At 61.4% G+C, this 23,072-nt stretch carries 22 protein-coding genes; 10 read left to right on the top strand and 12 right to left on the bottom strand.

Going from position 1 to position 23,072, the window contains the following annotated elements; translation table 11 throughout:
- Positions 1 to 166: 166 nt before the first annotated feature.
- The 3 genes from DTP52_RS05520 to DTP52_RS05510 form a co-directional block, all read right to left on the bottom strand.
- Positions 167 to 457 (bottom strand): PsiF family protein, encoded by a 291-nt coding sequence (locus DTP52_RS05520; RefSeq protein ID WP_109752200.1) that lies wholly within the window; start codon positions 455 to 457, stop codon positions 167 to 169.
- Between the two features lie 210 nt (positions 458 to 667).
- Positions 668 to 1,558: a triacylglycerol lipase gene (locus tag DTP52_RS05515; RefSeq protein ID WP_109752199.1), complete on the bottom strand. Its 891-nt coding sequence runs from the start codon at positions 1,556 to 1,558 to the stop codon at positions 668 to 670.
- A gap of 130 nt (positions 1,559 to 1,688) precedes the next feature.
- Positions 1,689 to 2,327, bottom strand: coding sequence for an FMN-dependent NADH-azoreductase (locus DTP52_RS05510; RefSeq protein ID WP_109752198.1), 639 nt, complete (start codon positions 2,325 to 2,327; stop codon positions 1,689 to 1,691).
- A gap of 137 nt (positions 2,328 to 2,464) precedes the next feature.
- On the opposite strand from DTP52_RS05510, the gene DTP52_RS05505 reads away from it, so the two are divergent.
- A complete protein-coding gene (locus DTP52_RS05505; RefSeq protein WP_109752197.1) occupies positions 2,465 to 3,406 on the top strand; it encodes a LysR substrate-binding domain-containing protein in 942 nt (313 codons plus the stop codon).
- A 57-nt stretch (positions 3,407 to 3,463) separates the two neighbouring features.
- Positions 3,464 to 3,994, top strand: a complete 531-nt coding sequence (locus DTP52_RS05500) for a bacterioferritin (protein WP_109752196.1) — start codon at positions 3,464 to 3,466, stop codon at positions 3,992 to 3,994.
- 119 nt (positions 3,995 to 4,113) lie between these two features.
- Here DTP52_RS05500 and DTP52_RS05495 read toward each other — a convergent pair whose 3' ends face one another.
- Entirely contained in the window at positions 4,114 to 6,189 is a 2,076-nt protein-coding gene (locus DTP52_RS05495) for an AsmA family protein (RefSeq protein ID WP_109752195.1), read from the bottom strand.
- Positions 6,190 to 6,566: 377 nt separating this feature from the next.
- On the opposite strand from DTP52_RS05495, the gene DTP52_RS05490 reads away from it, so the two are divergent.
- From DTP52_RS05490 to DTP52_RS05460, 7 genes are all read left to right on the top strand, one after another.
- Positions 6,567 to 7,076: a hypothetical protein gene (locus DTP52_RS05490; RefSeq protein ID WP_109752194.1), complete on the top strand. Its 510-nt coding sequence runs from the start codon at positions 6,567 to 6,569 to the stop codon at positions 7,074 to 7,076.
- 156 nt (positions 7,077 to 7,232) lie between these two features.
- A complete protein-coding gene (locus DTP52_RS05485; RefSeq protein WP_109752193.1) occupies positions 7,233 to 7,865 on the top strand; it encodes a TetR family transcriptional regulator in 633 nt (210 codons plus the stop codon).
- A gap of 208 nt (positions 7,866 to 8,073) precedes the next feature.
- Positions 8,074 to 8,574, top strand: a complete 501-nt coding sequence (gene ureE / locus DTP52_RS05480; RefSeq protein WP_063323158.1) for an urease accessory protein UreE — start codon at positions 8,074 to 8,076, stop codon at positions 8,572 to 8,574.
- Positions 8,571 to 9,245, top strand: coding sequence for an urease accessory protein UreF (locus DTP52_RS05475; protein ID WP_109752192.1), 675 nt, complete (start codon positions 8,571 to 8,573; stop codon positions 9,243 to 9,245). Before ureE ends, DTP52_RS05475 begins: the two co-directional genes overlap by 4 nt.
- A 9-nt stretch (positions 9,246 to 9,254) precedes the next feature.
- Positions 9,255 to 9,869, top strand: a complete 615-nt coding sequence (gene ureG, locus DTP52_RS05470) for an urease accessory protein UreG (RefSeq protein ID WP_003197309.1) — start codon at positions 9,255 to 9,257, stop codon at positions 9,867 to 9,869.
- Positions 9,870 to 9,900: 31 nt separating this feature from the next.
- Positions 9,901 to 10,473 (top strand): HupE/UreJ family protein, encoded by a 573-nt coding sequence (locus DTP52_RS05465; protein WP_109752191.1) that lies wholly within the window; start codon positions 9,901 to 9,903, stop codon positions 10,471 to 10,473.
- A gap of 179 nt (positions 10,474 to 10,652) precedes the next feature.
- Positions 10,653 to 11,786, top strand: coding sequence for an AGE family epimerase/isomerase (locus tag DTP52_RS05460; RefSeq protein ID WP_109752190.1), 1,134 nt, complete (start codon positions 10,653 to 10,655; stop codon positions 11,784 to 11,786).
- A 159-nt stretch (positions 11,787 to 11,945) separates the two neighbouring features.
- On the opposite strand, the gene DTP52_RS05455 is transcribed toward DTP52_RS05460, so the two are convergent.
- The 8 genes from DTP52_RS05455 to DTP52_RS05415 all read right to left on the bottom strand — a co-directional run bounded on the left by DTP52_RS05455 (position 11,946) and on the right by DTP52_RS05415 (position 21,942).
- Positions 11,946 to 12,710, bottom strand: coding sequence for an SDR family oxidoreductase (locus DTP52_RS05455; RefSeq protein WP_003197302.1), 765 nt, complete (start codon positions 12,708 to 12,710; stop codon positions 11,946 to 11,948).
- An 850-nt stretch (positions 12,711 to 13,560) separates the two neighbouring features.
- Positions 13,561 to 14,277 carry an ABC transporter ATP-binding protein gene (locus DTP52_RS05445; RefSeq protein WP_018606262.1) on the bottom strand — a complete coding sequence of 239 codons (717 nt, stop codon included), beginning with the start codon at positions 14,275 to 14,277 and terminating at the stop codon, positions 13,561 to 13,563.
- Complete coding sequence (locus DTP52_RS05440; RefSeq protein WP_109752188.1) at positions 14,274 to 15,146, bottom strand: ABC transporter ATP-binding protein; 873 nt, start codon at positions 15,144 to 15,146, stop codon at positions 14,274 to 14,276. The genes DTP52_RS05445 and DTP52_RS05440 overlap by 4 nt, the downstream gene beginning before the upstream one ends.
- Positions 15,143 to 16,423, bottom strand: coding sequence for a high-affinity branched-chain amino acid ABC transporter permease LivM (gene livM / locus DTP52_RS05435; protein WP_109752187.1), 1,281 nt, complete (start codon positions 16,421 to 16,423; stop codon positions 15,143 to 15,145). Before livM ends, DTP52_RS05440 begins: the two co-directional genes overlap by 4 nt.
- Before the next feature lie 2 nt (positions 16,424 to 16,425).
- Positions 16,426 to 17,340, bottom strand: a complete 915-nt coding sequence (locus DTP52_RS05430) for a branched-chain amino acid ABC transporter permease (protein WP_042732182.1) — start codon at positions 17,338 to 17,340, stop codon at positions 16,426 to 16,428.
- 164 nt (positions 17,341 to 17,504) lie between these two features.
- Entirely contained in the window at positions 17,505 to 18,641 is a 1,137-nt protein-coding gene (locus DTP52_RS05425; protein WP_109752186.1) for a branched-chain amino acid ABC transporter substrate-binding protein, read from the bottom strand.
- A gap of 371 nt (positions 18,642 to 19,012) precedes the next feature.
- Positions 19,013 to 20,296: an FAD-binding oxidoreductase gene (locus DTP52_RS05420; RefSeq protein WP_109752185.1), complete on the bottom strand. Its 1,284-nt coding sequence runs from the start codon at positions 20,294 to 20,296 to the stop codon at positions 19,013 to 19,015.
- Between the two features lie 155 nt (positions 20,297 to 20,451).
- Positions 20,452 to 21,942, bottom strand: a complete 1,491-nt coding sequence (locus tag DTP52_RS05415; RefSeq protein WP_109752184.1) for an aldehyde dehydrogenase family protein — start codon at positions 21,940 to 21,942, stop codon at positions 20,452 to 20,454.
- Positions 21,943 to 22,120: 178 nt separating this feature from the next.
- On the opposite strand from DTP52_RS05415, the gene DTP52_RS05410 reads away from it, so the two are divergent.
- Positions 22,121 to 23,032, top strand: coding sequence for a LysR family transcriptional regulator (locus DTP52_RS05410; protein WP_109752183.1), 912 nt, complete (start codon positions 22,121 to 22,123; stop codon positions 23,030 to 23,032).
- Positions 23,033 to 23,072: the final 40 nt, after the last annotated feature.

Genomic DNA, 23,072 nt, shown 5'->3' with positions numbered 1-23,072 from the left:
CTGACAGCACTAGGGATTGTGTCGGCCGACCTTGGTCGCAGTTCAGGGGGTTTTTGTAACTTTTGCGCCGGCCATCGCGAGCAGGCTCGCTCCCACGATGGACCGAGCACGACAAATCCACTGTGGGAGCGGGCCTGCTCGCGATGAGGCCCCCCGCAGGCGCCACTTACTTGTTCTTCAGGCAATCACTCATGAACGCCTTGCGGGCATCGCCCTTCAGGGCCTGGGTGGTGGCCGTGGCGTTGCAGGTCTTCATGCGTTCCTGGGGCGTGCTCGGCGCAGCAGGAGTGGCCTTGAGGCAGTTACTCATGAAGGCCTTGCGCTCGTCGCCCTTGAGCGCCTTGGCGGTCGCGTCGGCGTTGCAGGTGGTCATCTTGGTCTGCTGCGCCGTCGCGGCGAAGCCCTGGGAACACAGCAGCAAACCAATCATCAACAAAGGCACACGAAGCATCTTCATGGTGTTTCTCCTGGCTGCCGCACGAGGGTACGGCGATGAAGTGCAGTGTAGACAAAGCCTGTTACACCTTCACCCGATTGATCCTCAGTGCCTGATATGCCGCTTTCGCGAGCAAGCCCGCTCCCACAGTTGACTGAGTTTCCTCAGGAAGAATGCGATCAACTGTGGGAGCGAGCCTGCTCGCGAAGAACGACAACGCGGTCCAACCAGCTACACCCCGGCAGCCTTCAACCGCTCGGCATGCTCGACAAACAACCGGATCGGCTCGGCCCCCTTGCCCACCAGCCCCAGCGACTGGTTGACGATATCGAAGTGGTCCAACGGATAGTCATCGCGGATGACCGTGCCCAAGTGCGAGCTGTAGCGTCCGACCATGCCGTCGCATTGCCCTACCTCCCTTACAAAGGTGCGGGCGAATAAACGGCAACTGCGGTTGGTGCCGTCGAACAGGTTGCGCCCCTTATCGGTCTTGCCCGGTTGCAAGGTGCCGGACCAGGAGTAATAGCGCACGCCGTTGACTTCTTCCGGGCCATGCCCGCCCCAGGTCACCGGCAGGCCCTGTGGATAACGCTGGTTGAACAGCGTTACCCCGGCGGTGGTCAGGGAGGCATGGGAAGCGTGGATATCCACCGGTAGCTTCGGCCCCCGATAACCAGTATCCAGCAGGCTCATCAGGGCGTTGATCAGTCGCAGCACGGCACTGAGCACGCGCCCCCCGGCACTGTCGGCCGGATAGTGGAGTTGCAGGTAATCAGCCAGCTCGGAACCGTGGTTGGTGCCGGCCACCGAAGTGACCGACGCCACCAGGTCCGGGCGCTTGGCAGCTGCATAGCGGGCGGTGAGGCTGCCCTGGCTGTGGCCGATCAAATTGACTTTCTGCGCACCGGTTTGCCGCAGGATCTCCTCGATCCGCGCCAGCAATTGCTCGCCGCGAACTTCGGACGAATGCAGCGGCGAAACCTTCACCGCCACCACCACCGCCCCGCCGCGACGCAACGCCGAGACGATCCCATACCAGTACGGGTACAGCACCAGGCGTATGAACCCGAGCATGCCCGGGACCAGCACCAGCGGGTAGCGAGTGGCGCAGCGTTGCGACATGGCGACATCCTTGTGATCAAGAGGTGGTCCAGCATCGGTACCGATGATGACCAGTCTATGACACCCGTGTCACTTGCGAGCCATGAAACTGTGAGCGCTTGCTCCCGTTGGGCTGTGCAGCAGGCTTTTCTCAAAAGGTCCGTGCCAACGCCAGCAAGCGCTCCTCGGCCTCGGCACAGGACAAGGCAAAACTGCGCTCGGCCGATTCTTCGCCTTCGGCCGCCACCACCGTCACATCGGTGATACCGATAAACCCCAGCACGGTACGCAACAGCGTATCAGCGTGGTTCATGCTCTCCAATTGGCCGCCGGGCCCGAAACCAAAATCGCCGCGACTGGTCACGATCAGCGCCTTCTTGCCCAACACCAACGGCTCGTAGTGCGACACGCCGTTATCCAGGCGGTGGTTGAACGTCAGCCCGATGCGCACGATCTGGTCGATCCAGGCCTTCACGCCACTGGGCACGCTGAAGTTGTGCATGGGCGCGGAGATCACCAGTCGATCATGGGCTTGCAACTCCTCGACCAAGGTATCGCTCAGGGCCAGGTCCGCTTGCATGATCAATGGTCGCTCCTGAGGCTCGGGGTAGAACGCCGCGGCGATGAAGGCTTCGTTGACCGGCGCGATCACCGTCCGTCCGACTTCGCGACGGGTCAATTGCGACTGTGGATGGGCAGCCTGCCACGCCGAGACAAACGCCTCGGCCAGGCGCCGGGAATGAGAGCGTTCACCACGAGGGCTGCCGTGCACTACAAGAATTTTGCTCATCTGAATCTCCTTTTATGCGGCTACAATCAATACTGTTCGTGCCTTGCAGCTTGATATCCGGCGCTGCTTTTAGACAAATGAGCGCTAGTTCATCTGGATGAATTAATTTCATCCATTGTGTTTTCAGGAGAGTTCAGATGTTCGCCAGCCTGCCGCTCAATGCCTTGCGCGCCTTCGAATCAGCCGCGCGACTGCTCAGTTTCAAGGCGGCTGCGGCGGAGTTGTCGGTGACGCCGACGGCGGTCTCCCATCAGATTCGAGCCTTGGAGAGCTGGCTGGGGCTGATGCTGTTCGAACGCCTGCCGCGCCAGGTACGCCTCACCGAAGGCGGGCAACGCTTGTTCCACAGCCTGCACGGGGCCTTGCTGGAGGTGGCGCAAAGTGTCGACACCCTGCGCCCGCAACGCAGCACCACCCACCTGACCCTGTCCACCACCGCCGCGTTTGCCGCCCTGTGGCTGGTGCCTCGCCTGGGCCGGTTTTATGCGCGGCACCCGAACATCAACGTGCGCCTGGACACCCATTGCGAAGTGATCGACCTGCATCAGGACGCCAGCGTCGACCTGGTGGTGCGCTACAGCCTGGAGGGCTACCCGAACCTGTACGGCATGTGCCTGTTCGATGAGAGCTTCGGGGTCTATGGCTCGCCTGAGCAGGTAGCCCTGGCGACCCGGCAGGCGCCGACGCTGATCAGCGTGCGCTGGCACAACTCCAAGCTGTACGCCCACGGTTGGGATGCCTGGTGCGCCCAGGCCGGGGAAACCTGGCTGACCCGACAGCCATGCATGCGCGAGTACGATGAGGAGCATTACGCCTTGCAAGCGGCGATTGCCGGGCAGGGCCTGGTGCTGGCGAGCAATATCCTGGCGTCCGAAAGCATCGCCAGCGGCTTGCTGGTGGGCTATCGCCCGGACGTCCAGGTCAATGGCGCCGGCTACAGTGCCCTGTGCGTCCCGGGTCGCGAACGCCATCCGCCGGTGCGGGCATTCTTCCAGTGGCTGGGAGAGGAAGCGCGGCTGTCCGGTCATGCGCTGAAAAACTCGGTAAAACTTTTTCAGGACCGCGTCACTCACATTTAGAGTGATCGCGCCAGCAGAGCGTGACGCCCAAACCGGATCAGCCTCCAGGAGAACGAGATGAGCGACATGCACTTATCCGATGTAACCACCCTGCGCGAACGTGCACGGCAGAACGTGCAGAATGGCGCAGTGACCGAAGGCTATGGCGCCGATCGACAGGAAGTCATCCGCCTGCTCAACGAAGCGCTGGCCACCGAACTGGTCTGCGTCCTGCGCTATAAGCGCCACTACTTCATGGCCGCCGGCCTCAAGGCCAGCGTGGCGGCCAACGAGTTCCTCGAACACGCGAACCAGGAAGCCGAGCACGCCGACAAACTCGCCGAGCGCATCGTGCAACTGGGCGGCGAGCCGGAGTTCAACCCCGACCTGTTGACCCGCAATTCCCACGCCCAGTACGTGGCGGGCAACACCCTCAAGGAAATGGTATACGAGGACCTGGTGGCCGAACGGATCGCTATCGACAGCTACCGGGAAATCATCCAGTACATCGGTGAAAAGGACCCGACCACCCGGCGCATCTTCGAAGACATCCTGGCCCAGGAAGAAGAGCATGCCGATGATATGGCCGACATTCTGGCCGACCTCTGATACCGCTATCGCGAGCAGGCTCGCTCCCACATTTGATCGGGTTTCTTCAGGAAGAATGCGATCCAGTGTGGGAGCGAGCCTGCTCGCGATAGGGCCAGTAGCCTCACTGCAAGACTTGGCTACCGAGTGGGCTTGACCGTCACCGGCGCCTTGCCCGCCTTCATCTGCTCCAGCAGCGGCGCGCACTGGTTCGGCTCACCGCCGCTGGGCGCCACCAGTGCCAGCAACCCGGCGGCCGGTGCGGCGATCACGCCCAATGCCACCATCCCGGCACCGCGCAGCATCAGCGGTACCGCCTTGACCCCGGCGGCGGGCTTGGCGAACGTGCCTCGTACGTACAATGGCGAGCGCAGGGAAATCAGGCGCCAGCCCTTGGACTCGGGGGTGATGGTCAGGTCCAGCTGTTCACTCGCCATGTTCGCCGTGCCGTCGATGTAGATGATCGCGTTCTCGGTGTCGAACACGAACAGGCGTGTGGTTGCCAGGCCCGTCTTGATGTCGAAGTCCGCCGCCGCACAATTGATCTTCACTTCCTTGTCGCCAAAGATTTTCCCCACCACGTAGTTGCCAACGTTCAGCCCCGCCAGCTCCATCAATTCCCGGCTGATGGCGCCATCGTTGATGAGCATTTTCAGTGTGCCGTTGGAAGTGCCCAGCAACGCCGCCACCGAATTGCCGCGTCCGGAGATATCGGCATCGCCGTTCAATTCACCGAAGCTGGTTTTCATCGGCTCAAAACCCGGAAACAGCTGCTTGAGCTTGAACCCACGCGCCGTCAACTTCGCCTGGCCTTCAAGGGGCTGGGTGTGCCCGTTCAGGCGGATCTGTGCATCGAGCCGGCCACCGGCCACGCCGAAGCGCAGGGGCTCAAGGCTCAACTGCCCATCGTTGAGCACCAGATGGGTGTAAAGGTCGGTGAACGGCAACTGTTCGCTATGGACAATGCGCTTGCCGGTGAACTCCACATCGGCGTCCATCACGCTCCAGCGCTCGGTGCGAAACTCTTCCACGGGCAAGACCTTGTCGGCCGGCTGCTTGCTGGCGCCGCCCCGGGCCTTTTGCTCGGTATTGGAGTCAGCACCGATCAGCGGCGCCAGGTCGCTGAACAGCAGTTGATTGGAGACCAGTGCGCCACTGAGTTTCGGCCTCGGCTGGCTGGCGACATAGGCCAAGTCACCGTGGATATCGCTGTCGCCGATCTTGCCGTTGAACGCCTCATAGCGAAACAGCGCCCCACCCGGCTCATGCAACTTGGCAATCAAGCGGCCATCGGTGGCATAAGGCGGCGAATCCGGCAGGGTCACGCCGGTCAGCGGGTAGAGATGAGCCAGGCTGTTGCCGGCCAGTTTCAGACGCAAATCCAGGGCCCCGAGGTTCATCGGGTCGGTCAGGGTGCCAGCCAGTTCGACGCGGGTATCGGCGATCTTCGCCTGGGCCTGGAGTGGAAAGGGTCGTGATGCATCCTGCAAGGCCAGCAAGCCGCCGACCTTGCCGGAGCCGCTCAGGCTTTGCCCATGATACTGCCCGGTGACCTTGAAGGCGAACGCGTAGTCCTGCGGTGTCGCACCTTGGTCCTGGGCTTTTTTCGCGGCCTTGTCACCGACGATATCGCTGAACGGGATGGGTTTGCCCAGCGGGTCGATCAATAGGTCGAGGCGGGTCTTGAGCGTCTGGTCATCAAGGATGACATGGCCTTTGTCGAAGCCGATGGCGCCAATGTCCACCGCCCAGCTGGACGGCTCGGCGTCCGGGTCTTTCGGGTCGAACTGGAAGATCCAGTTGGCGCGCCCGTCGGCCAGGCGTTGCAGGTTGGCGTCGGGTTCAGTCAGGTCAATGCGCGGGATCGCCACCCGTCGGGCCAGCAGCGCCAGGGGCGAAATACGCAATTCAACACGCTTGAGCGTGACCATTTGCGGGGTTTTCGACCAGTCCGGGTTACCCAGGCTCAAGTCCTCGGCCACCACATGGGGCCAGGGCAACCAGGCTCGCCAACCCCCTTCCTCTGGCTCACGCTGCCAAGCCACCGCCAGGTTGCCGTTGATGGCGAAGGGGCGATGCAGTTCCTCGGAAACCTTGGCATTGAGCGTGGGCTTTATGCGGTTCCAGTCGAAGAAAGCGATGACCAGGACCAGCACCGCCAGCAGGACAACAAGGCTGGCAAAGCTCCAGGCGAGGATTTTCGAGGTGCGCGTCATGCACAAGGCTCCTGATGAACAAATCAGCGTCTCGCAATCGCGACGCCTTGGAAACACGAACCTGCAGTCGGTTCGTTATAAAGGGTTGGACTGGTAGAACGGCCCACAGGTGCCGATGAACGGCGCAAAAAAAGCCAGGATCCTGACCAACCAGCCAACAAACTGTTACCGCACCCGCACATTTGCGAGGCGTCGATGGGTACAAAATACCCACGACAGTGCAAAACCGCACCTCGGAAAAGCCCGTTCTAGAGCCTTCCGCGCAAACAATCAATTCCGTTGATTATTACCATTGTCTTTATGAACTTTTATATCGACTTATCGAGAGTAGCATTGCCCTCGTACCCACTTTATCGCCCTCCCAAGGAGCAACGATCATGAAACGCCAATTACTGATGAGCCTGTCCCTTTCACTGCTGGCCTCTACTGCTTTCGCACTGCCAGCTTCCGAACAAGCCACGCCACAGGTCAAGGACAGCCACTCTGTCTACAGCCAGACGGTTGCTGAAGGTGGTCGTGATCGCCTGGAAGAAAAAGGCCTGGTTCAAGATGGTTCCGACCGTACGCCACAAGGCCAGACCCTGGCAGCCGATGGTTCCGACCGTACGCCACAAGGCCAGACCCTCGCAGCCGACGGTTCCGACCGCACCCCACAGGGCCAGACCCTCGCAGCCGACGGCTCCGACCGCACCCCACAAGGCCAGACCCTCGCAGCCGACGGTTCCGACCGTACCCCACAAGGCCAGACCCTGGCAGCTGACGGTTCCGATCGCACTCCACTGGGCGAAACCCTGGCCGAAGGTGGTTCTGACCGCACCCCACTGGGCGAAGCCTTGGCAGCAGACGGTGGTGACCGCGTGATCGAACGCAACAGTGCAGTGAGCTGAGCCCATGGTGGCCCGGAAAAAAGCCCGATTCCTCCAATCGGGCTTTTGACTTTTCAAGCCCTTCGTTTTCCCCAATCGATCCCTCTCTACCGTTCGACGTTGGCAAAGCCGATTTGCTAGAGTGCGTCGCTCCCATGAATCAGAAGTCAGCTTGCGATGCTGCCCCGCGCCGAACAGAAACAACAGACCCGAATTGCCCTGATGGATGCAGCCCGCCATTTGATGGAGTGTGGCCGGGGATTCGGTAGCCTGAGCCTGCGGGAAGTTGCCAGGACGGCAGGCATCGTGCCCACCGGATTCTACCGGCACTTCGACGACATGGACCAACTGGGCCTGGCACTGGTCTGCGAAGTCGGCCAGACCTTTCGCGAAACCATCCGCCTGGTACGCCACAACGAATTCGTCATGGGCGGCATTATCGATGCCTCAGTGCGGATCTTTCTCGATGTGGTGCAGGCCAACCGCTCACAGTTCCTGTTCCTGGCCCGCGAGCAATACGGCGGCTCCCTGCCGGTGCGCCAGGCCATCGCCCAACTGCGCGAAGACATCAGCTCGGACCTGGCTGCCGACCTGGCCTTGATGCCCAAGCTGCAACACCTGGACCTCGCAGCCCTGGGGGTGATGGCCGACCTCATCGTCAAGAGCGTGTTCGCCACCCTGCCGGACATCATCGACCCACCCGCCCACGCGCTCCCCGAACACCTCACGCCCCAGGCGAAGATTACCCAGCAACTGCGGTTCATCTTTATCGGCCTCAAGCATTGGCAAGGGCTGGGCAGTACCGAATGAACCCCGATGTACCCACTGTGGGAGCAAGCTCGCTCCCACAGGTTCTTTTTGTGTCAGTCGCAAAATGGTGCGCAATATCCGGACACGCACCAATATGGCACGCAATCCGCCCCATCCTGAAACGCCATCCCAGCTATTTCCTACACCTCCTTCGATTGGCAAGCCCCTTGCTCTAAACACAGCACTGTTCATTGCTGGAAGCACTCCGATGCTGGTGATTCACCGCAGAATCGACACTCAACCGCGCTGGGACGCCGAGTTGCACCTGACCTTCGACGCCCGCAGCAAAAGCCGCCTGCGCTGTTTCAGTGCCGAGGGTGAAGACGTGGGGTTGTTCCTTGAGCGAGGCCAGCCGCCGTTATACGACGGCGAATGCCTGCAAGCCGAAGACGGTCGCATCGTGCGCGTCTGTGCCCGCGCCGAACAATTGCTGCATGTCACCTGCGCCAACGCGTTCGAACTGACCCGCGCCGCCTATCACCTGGGCAATCGTCATGTCGCCCTGCAAGTGGGCGACGGCTGGTTGCGCCTGTTGGACGATTACGTACTCAAGGCGATGCTCGAACAACTGGGGGCCCGCGCCGAATCCATCGAAGCGCCGTTCCAACCGGAACACGGCGCCTATGGTGGCGGCCATCATCATTCCCGGCACGGCGACGAAGATTTCAACTACGCGCCACGCCTGCATCAATTCGGCGTGCGCACATGAACCCGGCCTGGGCGCTGCTGCGTCTGGCCAGCCCACAGTTGCCGATTGGCGGCTACAGCTATTCCCAAGGGCTGGAGATGGCGGTGGACAACGGCCAGGTAAAAAATCCCGACGACGCACGTCGCTGGATCAGCGATCAATTGCTGCTGAACCTGGCCCGCTTCGAAGCGCCCTTGTTGCTGGCTCACTGCACCGCAGCAGCCGCTGACGATTGGGACGCGCTGCTGCAACATTGTGAAGCGCACCGCGCCAGCCGGGAAACCCGTGAGCTGTATCAGGAAAGCCGGCAAATGGGCTACTCGTTGCAGCAACTGCTCGCCGGCCTGCCGGAGCTCGACGCCGCCGCACGGGGCTTTCTGGAACAACGCAGCGAGCCGCACCTGGCATTGTGCTGGGCCCTGGCCGCCCGCGCCTGGCATATCGCCCCCCAGGACGCCCTCGCCGCCTGGCTGTGGAGTTGGCTGGAAAACCAACTGGCAGTGCTGATGAAAACCCTGCCCCTGGGCCAGCAAGCCGCCCAGCGCCTGACCAGCGAACTGCTGCCGCTGTTGCAACAGGCCCAGCACAACGCCTCGAACCTCGATCCCGATCATTACGGCAGCGCCGCGTTTGGCCTGTCCCTGGCGTGCATGGCCCATGAGCGCCAGTACAGCCGTCTGTTCCGTTCCTAGGAGACACCCATGAATACACAACCTCTGCGCGTCGGTATCGGCGGCCCGGTGGGTTCCGGCAAGACCGCCCTGACCTTGGCCCTGTGCCTGGCCCTGCGTGAACGCTACAACCTGGCGGTGGTCACCAACGACATCTACACCCGCGAAGACGCCGATTTCCTGGTACGCAACGAGGCCCTGGCGCCGGAGCGGATCATCGGCGTGGAAACCGGCGGCTGCCCGCACACGGCGATTCGCGAAGATGCGTCGATCAACCTTGAGGCGGTGGATCAGTTGAATCGACGCTTCCCGGGCCTGGACCTGATCCTGGTGGAATCGGGCGGTGACAACCTATCAGCGACCTTCAGCCCCGAGCTGTCGGACCTGACGATCTATGTGATCGACGTCTCGGCCGGCGACAAGCTGCCGCGCAAGGGCGGACCGGGCATCTGCAAATCCGACCTGCTGGTGATCAACAAAATCGACCTGGCACCGCTGGTGGGCGCGTCCCTGGAAATGATGGACAGCGACACCCGGCGGATGCGCAACGGCAAGCCCTTCGTGTTCAGCAACCAGAAGACCGGCCAGGGCCTGGACGACATCATCGCCTTCATCGAGCGCCAGGGCCTGCTGACCGCCGCCTGATCTTTCCGACTGACCACAAGGAAGCCTATCCATGACCTTCAAACGTATCCTCGGCGCCCTCGCCCTGCTACTGACCCCAGCCCTGGCCTTCGCCCATCCCGGCCACGGCGACAACGGTCTGATCGCCGGCCTCGGCCACCCCATCGGCGGGCTCGACCATTTGCTGGCGATGCTCGCGGTCGGCTTATGGGCCGCACAACAACAGGGTGCCGCACGCTGGGCGCTGCCGTGCACCTTCGTCGGCACGATGCTGCTCGGCGGCCTGCTGGGCTTTGAAGGCCTGGCGCTGCCGGCGCTGGAAGGCGGGATCGCCGCCTCGGTGCTCGCCCTGGGCCTGGCGGTGGCACTGGCCGTGCGTCCGCCGTTGAGCCTGGCAATCGGCGCGACGGCACTGTTTGCGCTGTTCCATGGCGTGGCCCATGGCCTGGAACTGCCAGACATGTCGAGCCCCTGGGCCTATGCGGCAGGGTTCGTCGCGGCCACGGCGGCGCTGCACGGCGCAGGTTTTGCCCTGGTGCGGGTGATGCCACGAGCGGCGGCGCCATTGGTTCGGTTGGCTGGGGCGGCTTCTGCGGCGACCGGGGTTTGGTTGTTGGCCGGTTGATTTCAAGCGCCCGTTAAGGCCTCATCGCGAGCAGGCTCGCTCCCACATTAATCGGTGTACACCATACCCTGTGGGAGCGAGCCTGCTCGCGATGGCGGACTCGCAGGCCCCTCATCTCTCGGGCCTGCCACTCTGCTACCATGTCGCGCAATCGCCCCCAGCCGTGACGACGTCCGCCAATGCCTGATGCTTCCCGCCCCGCCCCCCCGCCTGAATTGACCGCCCTGTTCGCCACGGTGCGTGAGCATTTTCACGAGGTGATCGTGCCAATGTGGCAAGGCCCGGGCTGGAATGCCGAACTGGCGTTGCCCTACGAATCCCTGGATGCCAGGCATGCGCCGCTGCCGCCCCAGCGCTACCGCGCCATGGCCTGTGCACGGCAGTTGTATGTGTTCGCCAGCCTGATTGGCGAAGTGCCCCAGGCCGAGGAGCGGGCCAGCGCATTGTTCCGCTCGTTGCAACGGCACTTCCACGATGCCGAACATGGCGGCTGGTTCTACAGCATCGACCCGCAGGGCACACCGCTGGACACCAGCAAGGACCTTTACACCCACGCCTTTATCCTGTTCGCCTGCGCCCATTACTGGGGCAAGGTTCGCGAACCGCTGGTGGAATCGGTGCTCAACGCCAGCCTGGAGGTCATTGCCCAGCGCTTTGCCAGTACAGACGGCCTCTACGAAGCCAGCCTCAAGCGCGACTGGTCGACGAGCGGATCCGGCCCGTTGCAAAACCCGTTGATGCACTTGGCCGAAGCGTTCCTCGCCACCCTCGCGGTCCGCGAAGACGCCAACGTCCGCCAAGCGTTGCTGGGCCTGTGCGACGGGATGGCCAAGCATTTCATCGAACCGCAGCAACGGGTCATGATGGAAAAACCACTCAAGGCTGTGGATAACTGGTTCGAGCCAGGTCACCAGTTCGAATGGTATTACTTGCTGGCCTCATCGCCCCTGTTGCGCAACGGCAAGTTGCACACCGCCCTGGAACACAGCTTCGGCCATACCGAACAACGCGGCGTCGAGCCGGACTCCGGTGCGGTGTGCGCGATGCTGGACCTGGAGCCACAAGCAGGCCCACGCGATGCCACCCAACGAATCTGGGCTCAGGCGGAATACTTGCGGGCGCTGACATTGCGTTCGGGAAGCGAAGGGACTTTGTTGTCTCAACTACGGGCGTTGCAACAGCATTTCCTGCATGCCAAGGGCTGGAACGAATGCCTGGACGCCGATGGCATGGTCAGCCGTCGGGACATGCCGTCCACCACGCCGTATCACCTGCTGACCTGCTATCGCGGGCTGGCCGATTATCTAGGCTGATTGACAAACCGCTATCGCGGGCAAGCCTTGCTCCCACAGGGATTTGAGCAGCCCTGCTCCCCCAGGGATAGATCAAGCCTGTGGGAACAGCCCTATTTCCCAGAAATGAATCAAAACCTGTGGGAGCAAGGCTTGCCCGCGATGAACGATAACGCGGTCTTATGTTTTGTTGCGCTCAATGGCGAAACCAGCCCAGGTCTGGCTCACCGGCATCAGCTCCAGGCTGTTGATGTTGATGTGCGCCGGGGCGTTGAGCACCCAGAAAATCGTATCGGCGATGTCCTGTGGCTGGATCGGCTCGGCACCGGCGTAGGTGGCGTTGTAGCGCTCCTGGTCGCCACCGAAGCGCACCAGGGAAAACTCGCTTTCGCACAGGCCTGGCTCAATATTGCTCACCCGCACGCCCGTGCCTTGCAAGTCGCAACGCAGGTTCAGGGAAAACTGTTTGACGAACGCCTTGCTCGCGCCATACACGTGGCTGCCCGGATACGGGTAGTTGCCGGCGATGGAACCCAGGTTGACGATCCCGGCCCCTCGGCCGTGGGCGATCAGGCGCGGCAGCAGCAGGCGAGTGCTATAGATCAGCCCTTTCACATTGGTGTCGACCATGGTGTCCCAGTCATCGAGATCACACTTGGGCGCCGGGTCGACGCCCAGGGCCAGGCCGGCGTTGTTGATCAGCCCGCGCAATTTGGCGAAGGACGGCGGCAGGTTGGCGATTGCCTCTTCCATGGCCTTGCGATCACGCACGTCCAGGACCAGGCCATGGACTTCGGTCTGCTTCGACAACTCGGCACAGAGAGCATTGAGGCGTTCTTCACGACGACCGGTCAGCACCAGTTTCCAACCGGCCTCGGCAAAACGACGGGCACAGGCTTCACCAAAACCGGACGTCGCGCCGGTGATAAACAGGGTGTCAGACATCGTGTTCTCCTTGTTTGAACTTCAAAAGCCGTTGAATGGAAATCGGCACACAGCATGCCCGGCCTGGCACGCTGGGAGCAAGGCTTGCACACGCGCGTTGCCCCACAACTGCTCATAAAACATCCAATCCAGGCCAGGCCTTGTCCAACAAGGCCCGCAGCCGGTTGCCCGCATCTTATCCACAGGCACGTCCACAGTAATCGGGGGCAAGTGCAAATCCCGCAAGCCGCTGTGCATAAGGCTTTGCGAGGTATTTGGAAATTTTTTTCGCTTGACCCTGCAAGTGACGTTGTGCAGCGCAATTTATCTGCTATAAGCCGACACTGGGTGGGCGATGGCTCCAAGCCAGTAACGACGGCCCTCAGCGCGGTCTTTCCAGAGTTTAATCACAGACTTATCCACAGGCTTGCCCACAGAATTTCGAGCCCATTGCAGCGCCCATAAAAGTGTTGACAACAGCTCCTTGAGCTTGACCAAAAACACCTGATCAAAAAATAACCACAGCCCTGCAAGCCACGTATTCAAAGGCTTGCAGCCAGCTACTCCCACGTTACCCACAGCCAGTTCCACAGCAAACGGGGACAAGTCAAAACCGTGACAAAACAACTGTTTGCGGCGACTTTATGTCGCGGTTTCGCAGGGGCTCAGGATTGTTGTCCACAATTCTTCGGCACAGCCAAAATCCCATTGTGGGAGCGGGCTTGCTCGCGAAGGTGGCGGGTCAGTCAACATTGACGTCCCCGGCACTCCGCTTTCGCGAGCAAGCCCGCTCCCACAGGGGTTTTCGGTGGGTTGAAGAATAAAAAAACCCGGCGATCACTCGCCGGGTTTTGTTATTGCTGTACCCGCCTCAGTGCCCGCCCAGATACGCGTTGCGCACTTCCTCGTTGGCCAGCAGTTCCTTGCCCGTGCCGGTCAGGCGGATTTCACCGTTGACCATCACATAGGCCCGGTCCGACAGCCTGAGGGCGTGGTTGGCGTTCTGCTCCACCAGGAAGATGGTCATCCCGGTGGAGGCCAGCTCACGCAGGGTGGCGAAGATCTGTTTCACCACGATCGGTGCCAGCCCCAGGCTCGGCTCATCGAGCAGCAACAACTTTGGCCGGCTCATCAATGCCCGGGCGATGGCGAGCATTTGCTGCTCGCCACCGGACATGGTCATGGCCCGCTGGTTGCGCCGCTCCTTGAGCCGTGGAAACAGCTCGAACATGCGCTGCATGTCTTCGCTGGCGTATTTGTCACCAATGGGGATGGTGCCCATCAGCAGGTTTTCCTCGACGGTCATGTCGGGGAAGACCCGCCGCCCTTCCGGCGACTGCGCAATGCCGTTGGAGGCAATGTAGTGCGACGACTTGTGGGTGATGTCCACGCCTTGGTAGATGATCTGCCCGCCTGCCGCACGTGGCTGGCCGAAGATCGACATCAGCAGCGTGGACTTGCCGGCCCCGTTGGAGCCGATCAGGCTCACGGTCTCGCCTTCGCCAATGTGCATCGAGACTTTTTTCAGGGCCTGGATCGGCCCGTAGAACACATCCAGTTCCTTGAGTTCGAGGATAGGTCCACTCATACCAGTTCCTCTTCATCGGCACCCAGGTAGGCCGCGATCACCTTCGGATCGTTGCGGATCGCCTCGGGACCGCCCTCGGCGATCACGTTGCCGTGGTCCAGCACCACGATGTGGTCGGAAATGCTCATTACCATGCCCATGTCGTGTTCGATCAGCACCACGGTCAGATCATGCTCGTCACGCAGCAGCCGGATCATCGCGCTCAGCGCTTCGGTTTCCTGAGGGTTGAGGCCGGCGGCCGGTTCATCGAGGCAGATGATCTGCGGGCGGGTGCACATGGCCCGGGCGATTTCCAGGCGCCGCTGCTGGCCATAGGAAAGCTCCCCGGCGAGGCGGTTGGCACAATCCACCAGGTCCACCACTTCCAGCCAGTAGAACGCATGGTCCAGGGCGTCGCTTTCAGCCTTGCGGTAGCCCTTGGTGTTGAGGATGCCCGCCACCAGGCTGCGGTTGACCCACATGTGCTGGGCGACCAGGAGGTTTTCCAGCACCGACATTTCCTTGAACAGGCGAATGTTCTGGAAAGTGCGCGCCAGGCCGGCGCGGTTCACCAGGTGGGTGCCGCCGAACATCTTGTAGTACAGCCGGCTGGCGAAGGATTTCGGCGACACGAAGTCGGTTGGGCGAAACGCTTCGCCCAACAGCTTGATGACGTTGGTTCGCTCGCCACGCACGTTGAGTTCGATCTTGCCGCCCGAGGCCTTGTAGAAACCGGTCAGGCAGTTGAACACCGTGGTCTTGCCCGCGCCGTTGGGGCCGATCAGGGCGAAGATCGAGTTGCGTTTGACTTGTAGGCTGACATCGCTGAGGGCCTTGATGCCGCCGAACTGCATCATCAGGTTTTCAACTTTGAGTACGACTTCGCTCATGGCGCTACCCCCTTGCGCGGCGTCACACCGGTACGGCTGATACGGATCAGGCCGCGCGGGCGCCAGATCATCATCAACACCATCAGTACGCCGAACAGCAGCACCCGGTATTCAGAGAAACTGCGCAGCAGCTCCGGGGCCACGGTGAGCACGAACGCGGCAATCACCACGCCGACCGTCGAGCCCATGCCCCCCAGCACCACGATTGCCAGGATCAGCGCCGACTCGAAGAAGGTGAACGACGCCGGGTTGACGAAGCCCTGGTAACTGGCGAAGAACACCCCGGCCAGGCCCGCCGTGGACGCGCCAATAGTGAAGGCCGAGAGCTTGACCAGCACATGATTCAGGCCCATGGAGCGGCAAGCGATTTCATCCTCGCGCAGGGCCTCCCAGGCACGCCCGACTGGCATGCGGGTCAGGCGATGCTTGATGTAGAGCACCAGCAGCACAACGATGAACAGCACGATGTAGATGAACAGGAATTTCAGGTTCGGGTTGTAATCGATGCCGAAGAACTCATGGAACGGCACCCCGCCATCTTTCGCCCTTCGACCGAACTCCAGGCCGAAAAAGGTCGGCGAAGGCACAGGCATGCCGTTCGGTCCGCCGGTGAACGACAGCCAGTTGTTGAGCACCAGGCGAATGATTTCCCCGAAGCCCAAGGTCACGATGGCCAGGTAGTCACCGTGCATTCGCAACACAGGAAAACCCAGTATGCACCCGGCCATCGCCGCCGTAATGGCCGCCAGCGGCAGCACCGTCCAGAAACCCAGCCCCAGGTATTGATAGCCCAGCGCCAGGCCATAGGCGCCGATGGCGTAGAACGCCACGTAACCCAGGTCGAGCAGCCCCGCCAGGCCAACCACGATGTTCAGGCCCAGGCCCAACAGCACATAGATCAGCCCGAGGATGACCACCGTGAGCACATATTTGTTGGCAAAGAACGGAAACACGATGGCAATCACGATCAGCGCCGGGATAATCCAGCGCAGGTTCGACTTGTAGTCCGGTGGCAGTACATGAACGCCGGAACCGGTGCTTTCGAACCCCTGGAGCACCTTCAGGCCCTTGGGTGTTTGCAGGAACAGGCTCAGGGCAAAGCGCCCGATCATCACGATCGCCACCAGCCAGCCAACGCGGGTCGGTTGCAGGTTGAAGCTGTAGCCGTCGAGCACCACGCCGACAATCGGCCCGAACACGATCAGCGAGATCAGGCCGGCCAGGATCGCGTCGATGACGCTCTTTTTGATATCAATCGGTTTATTGGCAGCAGACATACTTATACCTTCGCCACGAGTGGGCGACCCAACAGGCCTTGGGGACGGAAAATCAGAATCAGCACCAGCAGCGAGAAACTGAACACGTCTTTGTAGTCAGAGTTGATCAGACCGGAGAACAGCGACTCGGAGATCCCGAGGATGATCCCGCCAAGCATCGCCCCAGGCAGGGAGCCGATACCGCCGAGTACCGCCGCGGTGAACGCCTTGATGCCGATGATGAAGCCGGCATAGAAGTCGAACGTGCCGTAGTTCATGGTGATCAGCACACCGGCCAGGGCCGCCATGGCTGCACCGATGATGAACACGTAGGAAATCACCCGGTCGGTGTTGATCCCCAGGATCGACGCCATCTTGCGGTCTTGCTGGGTGGCGCGGCACATGCGCCCGAGCTTGGTGTACTTGATGATGTAGGTCAGCAAGGCCATCCCGGCGAATGCGGCGACCAGGATGAAAATCTTGGTGTAGGTGAGCTGGACGAAGCCGCTGCCGATGTCGACGCGCATGGCGCCTTCGAGCAGTGTCGGCACGCCCTGTTGGCGGGCGCCCTGGCTGATCTGCGCGTAGTTCTGCAGGATCAGCGAAATGCCGATGGCACTGATCAGCGGTGCCAGCCGGGTCGAGTTGCGCAGGGGTTTATAGGCGACGCGTTCGATGACCCAGCCATAAACCCCGGTGACCACGACCGTGAACACGAGAGTGCCGAGGATCATAAGCGGAAAGGATTCGATACCGAAGTAAGCCAGCAGAGCCAGACTGATTGCCGCGAGGTAAGCGGAAATCATGTAAACCTCGCCATGGGCGAAGTTGATCATGCCGATGATGCCGTAGACCATTGTGTAGCCGATGGCGATCAGACCATAGACCGACCCGAGGGTCAGGCCATTGATCAGTTGCTGCAGGAAAATACCATCCATAACGCAATCTCACGCAGTGAGAACCTGCACACCCTGGGGTGTGCGGTTCTTCTAAGGAAAATACAGATGTACGTCGGAGCAATGTCAGGCACGACCGCTGCGCATCCCTTGGCAACCGGGGCTTGCCCGGCTCCCAAAGGAGGCCTGGACGGTCGCGTCAGGCCTTACTTCTGTTTTTCCAGCTGGTGGTATTTGCCGTCCTTGTCCCACTGGTAAACCACGTAGTCGGAGACTTTCAAGTCGCCCTTGGCGTCCCATTCCTTCTTGCCCATCACGGTCTGGACAGGGTTGGCCTTGAGCCACTTGGCCGCGTCTTCGCCTTTATTGGACTTGGCGCCATTGAAGCCGGCGGCCAGGGCCTGGACCGAAGCGTAGGCGTACAGGGTGTAGCCTTCAGGCTCGGTGCCATTCTTGCGGAATTCGTCAACCACGGCCTTGCTGTCTGGCAGCAGGCGCGGGTCGGCGCCAAAGGTCATGTACACGCCATCGACGTATTGCGCGCCGCCGGCGGTGGTGACCAGTTCGTCGGTCACGATGCCATCGTCGGACATGAATTTCACGTCCTTGAGGCCTTGTTCACGCAATTGGCGAACCAGCGGGCCGGCTTCCGGGTGCAGGCCGCCGAAATAGACCACATCGGCACCCGTCGAACGGATCTTGGTGACTACGGCGCTGAAGTCTTTTTCGCCACGGGTCAGGCCTTCGTACAGCACTGGCTTCACGCCACGCTCCGTGAGCCGGGCCATGGTTGCATCCGCCAGGCCCTGGCCGTAGGTGTCCTTGTCGTGCAGCACGACGACTTTCTTGCCCTTGAGCACGTCGACAATGTAGTCACCCGCCACGATGCCTTGCTGGTCGTCACGACCGCACATGCGGAACATCGCGCTCAGGCCACGCTCGGTAACCTTCGGGTTGGTCGAGCCCGGGGTGATCGCGATGATGCCGGCTTCGTCATAGACCTCGGAGGCCGGGATGGTATTGGACGAGCAGAAGTGCCCGACCACGCCGATTACCTTGTCCTGTTCGACCAGGCGGTTGGCCACGGCAACGGCCTGCTTGGGTTCGCAGGCGTCGTCGCCCGCAACCAGTACGATTTTCTCGCCGTTGACGCCACCCGCTTTGTTGATGACATCGGCTGCCGCCTGGGCCCCCTTCATGTACTGCTCGCCAAATGCAGCGTTGGCGCCGGTCATCGGCCCCGCCACACCAATTTTCACATCAGCTTGAGCAAACGCAGAAACACCCAGCGCAGCTGCCACTGCGAGGGCCAGGAAACCTTTCTTGTAAAACGTCTGGGACATGAGGTGGTGCTCCAAGGTTTTTTTTAGTTGGCACTGCGACTTCATTTCACTGAAAAGCTCAGAGCAAGGGCCGTGCCATCGGTTTTTTATTCTGAAAAAAGTCGCTGCTTTATTGTTATTTCGACTGTTTCGGGCCCTTTTTCATAGGGCGTGCAACCGTCTAAACCGCACGAGGTGCAACCTTTTACTTAAATGGGTGAAACCCTCCTTGAGCCATCATTGCAACCATCACACGAAACGGCGTGCAACCACTGTGTAACAACCCACGTCACCGAACTGCACACTGTCGGTGCGCGACTGCTACAACCCGCACCATAACAGGCTAGACGCTATGCCGGAAAAACGTGGCTTCCGGCAACATTTTTCAACACTCAAATGACGATCCGCAGGCACTGGCCCGCGTGATACAGCGAAAAGCCCGCCTCATACAAGCAACTGCGCAGGCCCACCCCGGCCAACGGCTGCATGGGTGCGAACGGAATCGGCAGCGCCTGGGCATTGCCGTGGCACAGGTAGTCGGCGAAAGCCTTGCCCACCACTGTACCGGTGGTCACGCCCCGACCGTTGTAGCCGGTCACGGCCACCAGCCCCGGGGCCGGTTCGAACAGACGCATCAGGTGATCAGGGGTGAAGGCAATGCAACCGGTCCAGGTACATTCCCACTCAACCGACTTGAGGTAAGGGAAATAGTGCTGCTGCACCCGGTCGGCCCAAGCCTTGAGGAACCAGGTCGGCTTGCGGTTGCCATTGCCCAGGCTGCCCAGTAGCAAACGGCCGTCCTTGTCCCGACGGATGCTGCTTAACACCTGGCGGGTATCCCACGAACCCTGCCCACCCGGCAGAATGCGTCGGGCGGCCTCGTCGGTCAGTGGGGTGGAGGCGACCTGATAGTAATAACCGGGGAAGAAATTTCGCCGCAGCTCGGTCCAGTCGCCTTCGGTATAGGCGTTGGAGGCGATCACTACCTGCTCGGCCAATACCGAACCCTGGGCGGTCTGCACCGACCAGCGCTGGTCTTGGCGTTCCAGGCGCGTCACCTGGGAATGGTCGAACAACTGGCCGCCAAGGTCCGTGGCCGCCTTGGCCAACCCGCTGGTGTAGGCCATCGGATTGAGGGTGCCGGCGCGGCGGTCGAGCAATGCCGCGGCGATTTTCGACGTACCGGTCGCCTCGGCACACGCCTGGCCGGTGAGTAACTCCACCGGGGCACCACGGCGTTTCCATTGTTCTTCGCGACTGCGCAGGTCTGCCTCACCCCGGGCGTTATGGGCCATGTGCAAAGTGCCTTCGCGGCGCAACTGGCAATCAATGTTGTATTTATCGATGAGGCTGAACACCAGGGCCGGCGCGGCCCCCAGCATGCGGTTGAGCTGGCTGCCCACCGCCTCGCCGAACCCGGCCTCGATGTCGTCCGGCGGGATCCACAGGCCGGCGTTCACCAGGCCGACGTTACGCCCCGATCCGCCATGCCCGGCGCGGTGGGCTTCCAGCACGGCAACACGCTTGCCCTGCTCCAACAAGTGAACCGCCGCCGACAGCCCGGTGAAACCGGCACCGATCACACACACATCAACGGTGATTTCGCCCGTCAGCGCGGTGTTTTCAGGCCTTTGCGGCGTCAGCTTTTCCCACAGACATTCTTCGCGTAACGGCATTGCCAGACTCCGAAAAAGAAACCCAACCATCACACACGACTCATTGTGGGAGCGAGCCCGCTCGCGATGGCGGTGTATCTGCCAATATTGATGTCGGCTGATCCGGCGCTATCGCGAGCAGGCTCGCTCCCACAGGGAATTCCGTTGACTCAGCCTCAGTCGAAGGTAATCCCCTGCGCCAACGGCAACTCCAGCGAGTAGTTCACGGTGTTGGTCTGGCGACGCATGTAGCCGCGCCAGGCGTCGGAACCGGATTCGCGACCGCCGCCGGTTTCTTTCTCACCGCCGAATGCACCGCCGATTTCCGCGCCGCTCGGGCCGATGTTGACGTTGGCGATGCCGCAGTCGCTGCCCACCGCCGACATGAACTGCTCGGCTTCACGCACGTCGGTGGTGAAGATGCAGGACGACAGGCCTTGGGGCACGGCGTTGTTCAGGTGCAGGGCCTCGGCAAAGTCCTTGTAGCCGACCACGTACAGGATCGGGGCGAAGGTTTCGCTACGCACCACATCACTCTGCTCCGGCATCTCGACGATGGCCGGCGAGACGTAATAGGCATTCGGGAACTGGTCTTCGAGCTGGCGCTTGCCACCAAATACTCGCCCGCCTTCGCTCAAGGCCTGCTCCAGCGCATCCTGCATGTTGTCGAAGCTGTGCTTGTCGATCAGCGGCCCGACCAGATTGCCTTCCAGTGGGTGGCCAATGCGCACTTTCGAATAGGCGGCCTTGAGGCGGGTGACGATTTCTTCCTTCACCGACTCGTGGGCAATCAGCCGGCGCAGGGTGGTGCAACGCTGGCCGGCGGTGCCGACGGCGCTGAACAGGATGGCGCGCACGGCCATATCCAGGTCGGCGCTCGGGGCCAGGATCATGGCGTTGTTGCCGCCCAGCTCCAGAATGCTGCGGGCGAAGCGCGCGGCGACTTTCGGCGCCACTTCACGGCCCATGCGGGTGCTGCCGGTGGCGCTGATCAAGGCCACGCGCGGGTCATCCACCAATGCTTCACCGGCATCGCGACCACCAATGATCACCTGGCTCAGGTACGGCGGTGCATCGCTGAAGTTCTTCAGTACACGCTCGAACAACGCCTGGCACGCCAGGGCGGTGAGCGGGGTCTTTTCCGACGGTTTCCAGATCACCGCGTTGCCGCACACCAGGGCCAGCGTAGTGTTCCAGGCCCAGACCGCGACGGGGAAGTTGAAGGCACTGATCACCCCGACCACGCCCAGCGGGTGCCAGGACTCACGCATGTGGTGGCCCGGACGCTCGGAGGCGATGGTCAGGCCGTACAACTGGCGGGACAGGCCGACGGCGAAGTCGCAGATGTCGATCATCTCTTGCACTTCACCCAGGCCTTCCTGGGTGATCTTGCCAGCTTCCCACGACACCAGTTCGCCAAGGTCAGCCTTGTATTCACGCAACAGGTCACCGAATTGACGTACCAGCTCGCCACGACGCGGGGCCGGCACCTGGCGCCACAGGTCGAAAGCGTGTTCGGCACGGCTGACCTGCTGCTCGACTTCAGCCGCGCCTTCCCAGTTCACGGCGCCGATGCGACTGCCATCAATGGGCGAATGCACCGGTTGTGTGCCGTTCTGGTACAGGGCCGAGTCGACGCCCAGGCGATCAAGCAATGCAGCAACCATGGAAAATTTCCTCAAACGAAAGACAAAGAATTGGCAGCCGGACGAATACGGCTGATCAGACCTGTAGTTGTAGCTGGCCCGAGACTTGCCAACAAACGACCTTTAAGCGAGATATCATTCCGTTTATTCATGCTGGCCATGACCGGATAAGCAGAGCCACAAGAAATAAGGCCTCATCATGCTCAATAAACGCTATTTGCCGTCGATCACGGCACTGCAGTGCTTCGAAGCGGTGACCCGCCACCTGAGCTTCACCCGCGCCGCCGAAGAGCTGAACCTGACCCAGAGCGCAGTCAGCAAGCAGGTCGCGCAATTGGAGGAGTTGCTGCAGCATTTGCTGTTCCGGCGCATACGCCGCCGCTTGCAACTGACGCCAGCCGGAGACTTGTACCTGGGAGAAGTGCGAAAAATCCTCACGCAGGTGGAGATGTCTACCCATTACCTGCGCTCCTACGGCGGCGATACCGAAGTCCTGCGCGTTTCCACTCCCCCGACCTTCGGTGCCCGCTGGCTGGTCCCGCGCCTGAAGGGCTGGCGACTGCGGCATCCGACGATTCACCTGGACCTGTGCAGCGAGCAGGAGGCCGACGATCTGCTGCAAGGGCGCAGCGACCTGGCGTTCTATTTCGGCCAGGGCTCACGGCCCGGCACCGAATCCCTGAAGCTGTTTGGCGAAGAACTGGTGCCGGTCTGCGCGCCCGGCAGCCTGCCTGAGCAGCCTTTTACCGACCCGACCCAACTGGCCGAGCTGGTGCTTTTGCAAAATGCCTCGCGCCCCCAGGCCTGGCACGACTGGTTCGACAACCAGGGCTATCACACCGAACACAGCTACCACGGGCCGCGCTTCGAAACCTTCTACATGTGCATTCGTGCCGCCCAGGTTGGCTGTGGCGTAGCCTTACTGCCGCGTTTTTTGGTGGAAGAAGAATTGGCCGACGGCAAGTTGGTCATTCCCTGGCCTCATGCGATGCCCAGCACCAACGCCTACTACCTGGCCTACCCGGAACATTCGGCGGAAGTACCCAAGGTGCGGCTTTTTGTCGAGTGGATGCTGGAGCAGATCGACAACCCGGATGGACTGCAGCAATAAGCCATGGATGACGTTCATGGCCAAAAAAGCTTCAGTGACC

Source organism: Pseudomonas sp. 43mfcvi1.1, from assembly GCF_900115935.1.
GTDB classification, from domain to species: Bacteria; Pseudomonadota; Gammaproteobacteria; order Pseudomonadales; family Pseudomonadaceae; genus Aquipseudomonas; species Aquipseudomonas bijieensis.
Note: the sequence above shows the minus strand (reverse complement) of the source record. Positions and strands in the feature narration are given on the sequence as shown.

Coding starts and splice junctions, on each gene's coding strand:
- DTP52_RS05520 (WP_109752200.1), bottom strand. CDS start 457: ATGAAGATGCTTCGTGTGCCTTTGTTGATGATTGGTTTGCTGCTGTGT.
- DTP52_RS05515 (WP_109752199.1), bottom strand. CDS start 1,558: ATGTCGCAACGCTGCGCCACTCGCTACCCGCTGGTGCTGGTCCCGGGC.
- DTP52_RS05510 (WP_109752198.1), bottom strand. CDS start 2,327: ATGAGCAAAATTCTTGTAGTGCACGGCAGCCCTCGTGGTGAACGCTCT.
- DTP52_RS05505 (WP_109752197.1), top strand. CDS start 2,465: ATGTTCGCCAGCCTGCCGCTCAATGCCTTGCGCGCCTTCGAATCAGCC.
- DTP52_RS05500 (WP_109752196.1), top strand. CDS start 3,464: ATGAGCGACATGCACTTATCCGATGTAACCACCCTGCGCGAACGTGCA.
- DTP52_RS05495 (WP_109752195.1), bottom strand. CDS start 6,189: ATGACGCGCACCTCGAAAATCCTCGCCTGGAGCTTTGCCAGCCTTGTT.
- DTP52_RS05490 (WP_109752194.1), top strand. CDS start 6,567: ATGAAACGCCAATTACTGATGAGCCTGTCCCTTTCACTGCTGGCCTCT.
- DTP52_RS05485 (WP_109752193.1), top strand. CDS start 7,233: ATGCTGCCCCGCGCCGAACAGAAACAACAGACCCGAATTGCCCTGATG.
- ureE (WP_063323158.1), top strand. CDS start 8,074: ATGCTGGTGATTCACCGCAGAATCGACACTCAACCGCGCTGGGACGCC.
- DTP52_RS05475 (WP_109752192.1), top strand. CDS start 8,571: ATGAACCCGGCCTGGGCGCTGCTGCGTCTGGCCAGCCCACAGTTGCCG.
- ureG (WP_003197309.1), top strand. CDS start 9,255: ATGAATACACAACCTCTGCGCGTCGGTATCGGCGGCCCGGTGGGTTCC.
- DTP52_RS05465 (WP_109752191.1), top strand. CDS start 9,901: ATGACCTTCAAACGTATCCTCGGCGCCCTCGCCCTGCTACTGACCCCA.
- DTP52_RS05460 (WP_109752190.1), top strand. CDS start 10,653: ATGCCTGATGCTTCCCGCCCCGCCCCCCCGCCTGAATTGACCGCCCTG.
- DTP52_RS05455 (WP_003197302.1), bottom strand. CDS start 12,710: ATGTCTGACACCCTGTTTATCACCGGCGCGACGTCCGGTTTTGGTGAA.
- DTP52_RS05445 (WP_018606262.1), bottom strand. CDS start 14,277: ATGAGTGGACCTATCCTCGAACTCAAGGAACTGGATGTGTTCTACGGG.
- DTP52_RS05440 (WP_109752188.1), bottom strand. CDS start 15,146: ATGAGCGAAGTCGTACTCAAAGTTGAAAACCTGATGATGCAGTTCGGC.
- livM (WP_109752187.1), bottom strand. CDS start 16,423: ATGTCTGCTGCCAATAAACCGATTGATATCAAAAAGAGCGTCATCGAC.
- DTP52_RS05430 (WP_042732182.1), bottom strand. CDS start 17,340: ATGGATGGTATTTTCCTGCAGCAACTGATCAATGGCCTGACCCTCGGG.
- DTP52_RS05425 (WP_109752186.1), bottom strand. CDS start 18,641: ATGTCCCAGACGTTTTACAAGAAAGGTTTCCTGGCCCTCGCAGTGGCA.
- DTP52_RS05420 (WP_109752185.1), bottom strand. CDS start 20,296: ATGCCGTTACGCGAAGAATGTCTGTGGGAAAAGCTGACGCCGCAAAGG.
- DTP52_RS05415 (WP_109752184.1), bottom strand. CDS start 21,942: ATGGTTGCTGCATTGCTTGATCGCCTGGGCGTCGACTCGGCCCTGTAC.
- DTP52_RS05410 (WP_109752183.1), top strand. CDS start 22,121: ATGCTCAATAAACGCTATTTGCCGTCGATCACGGCACTGCAGTGCTTC.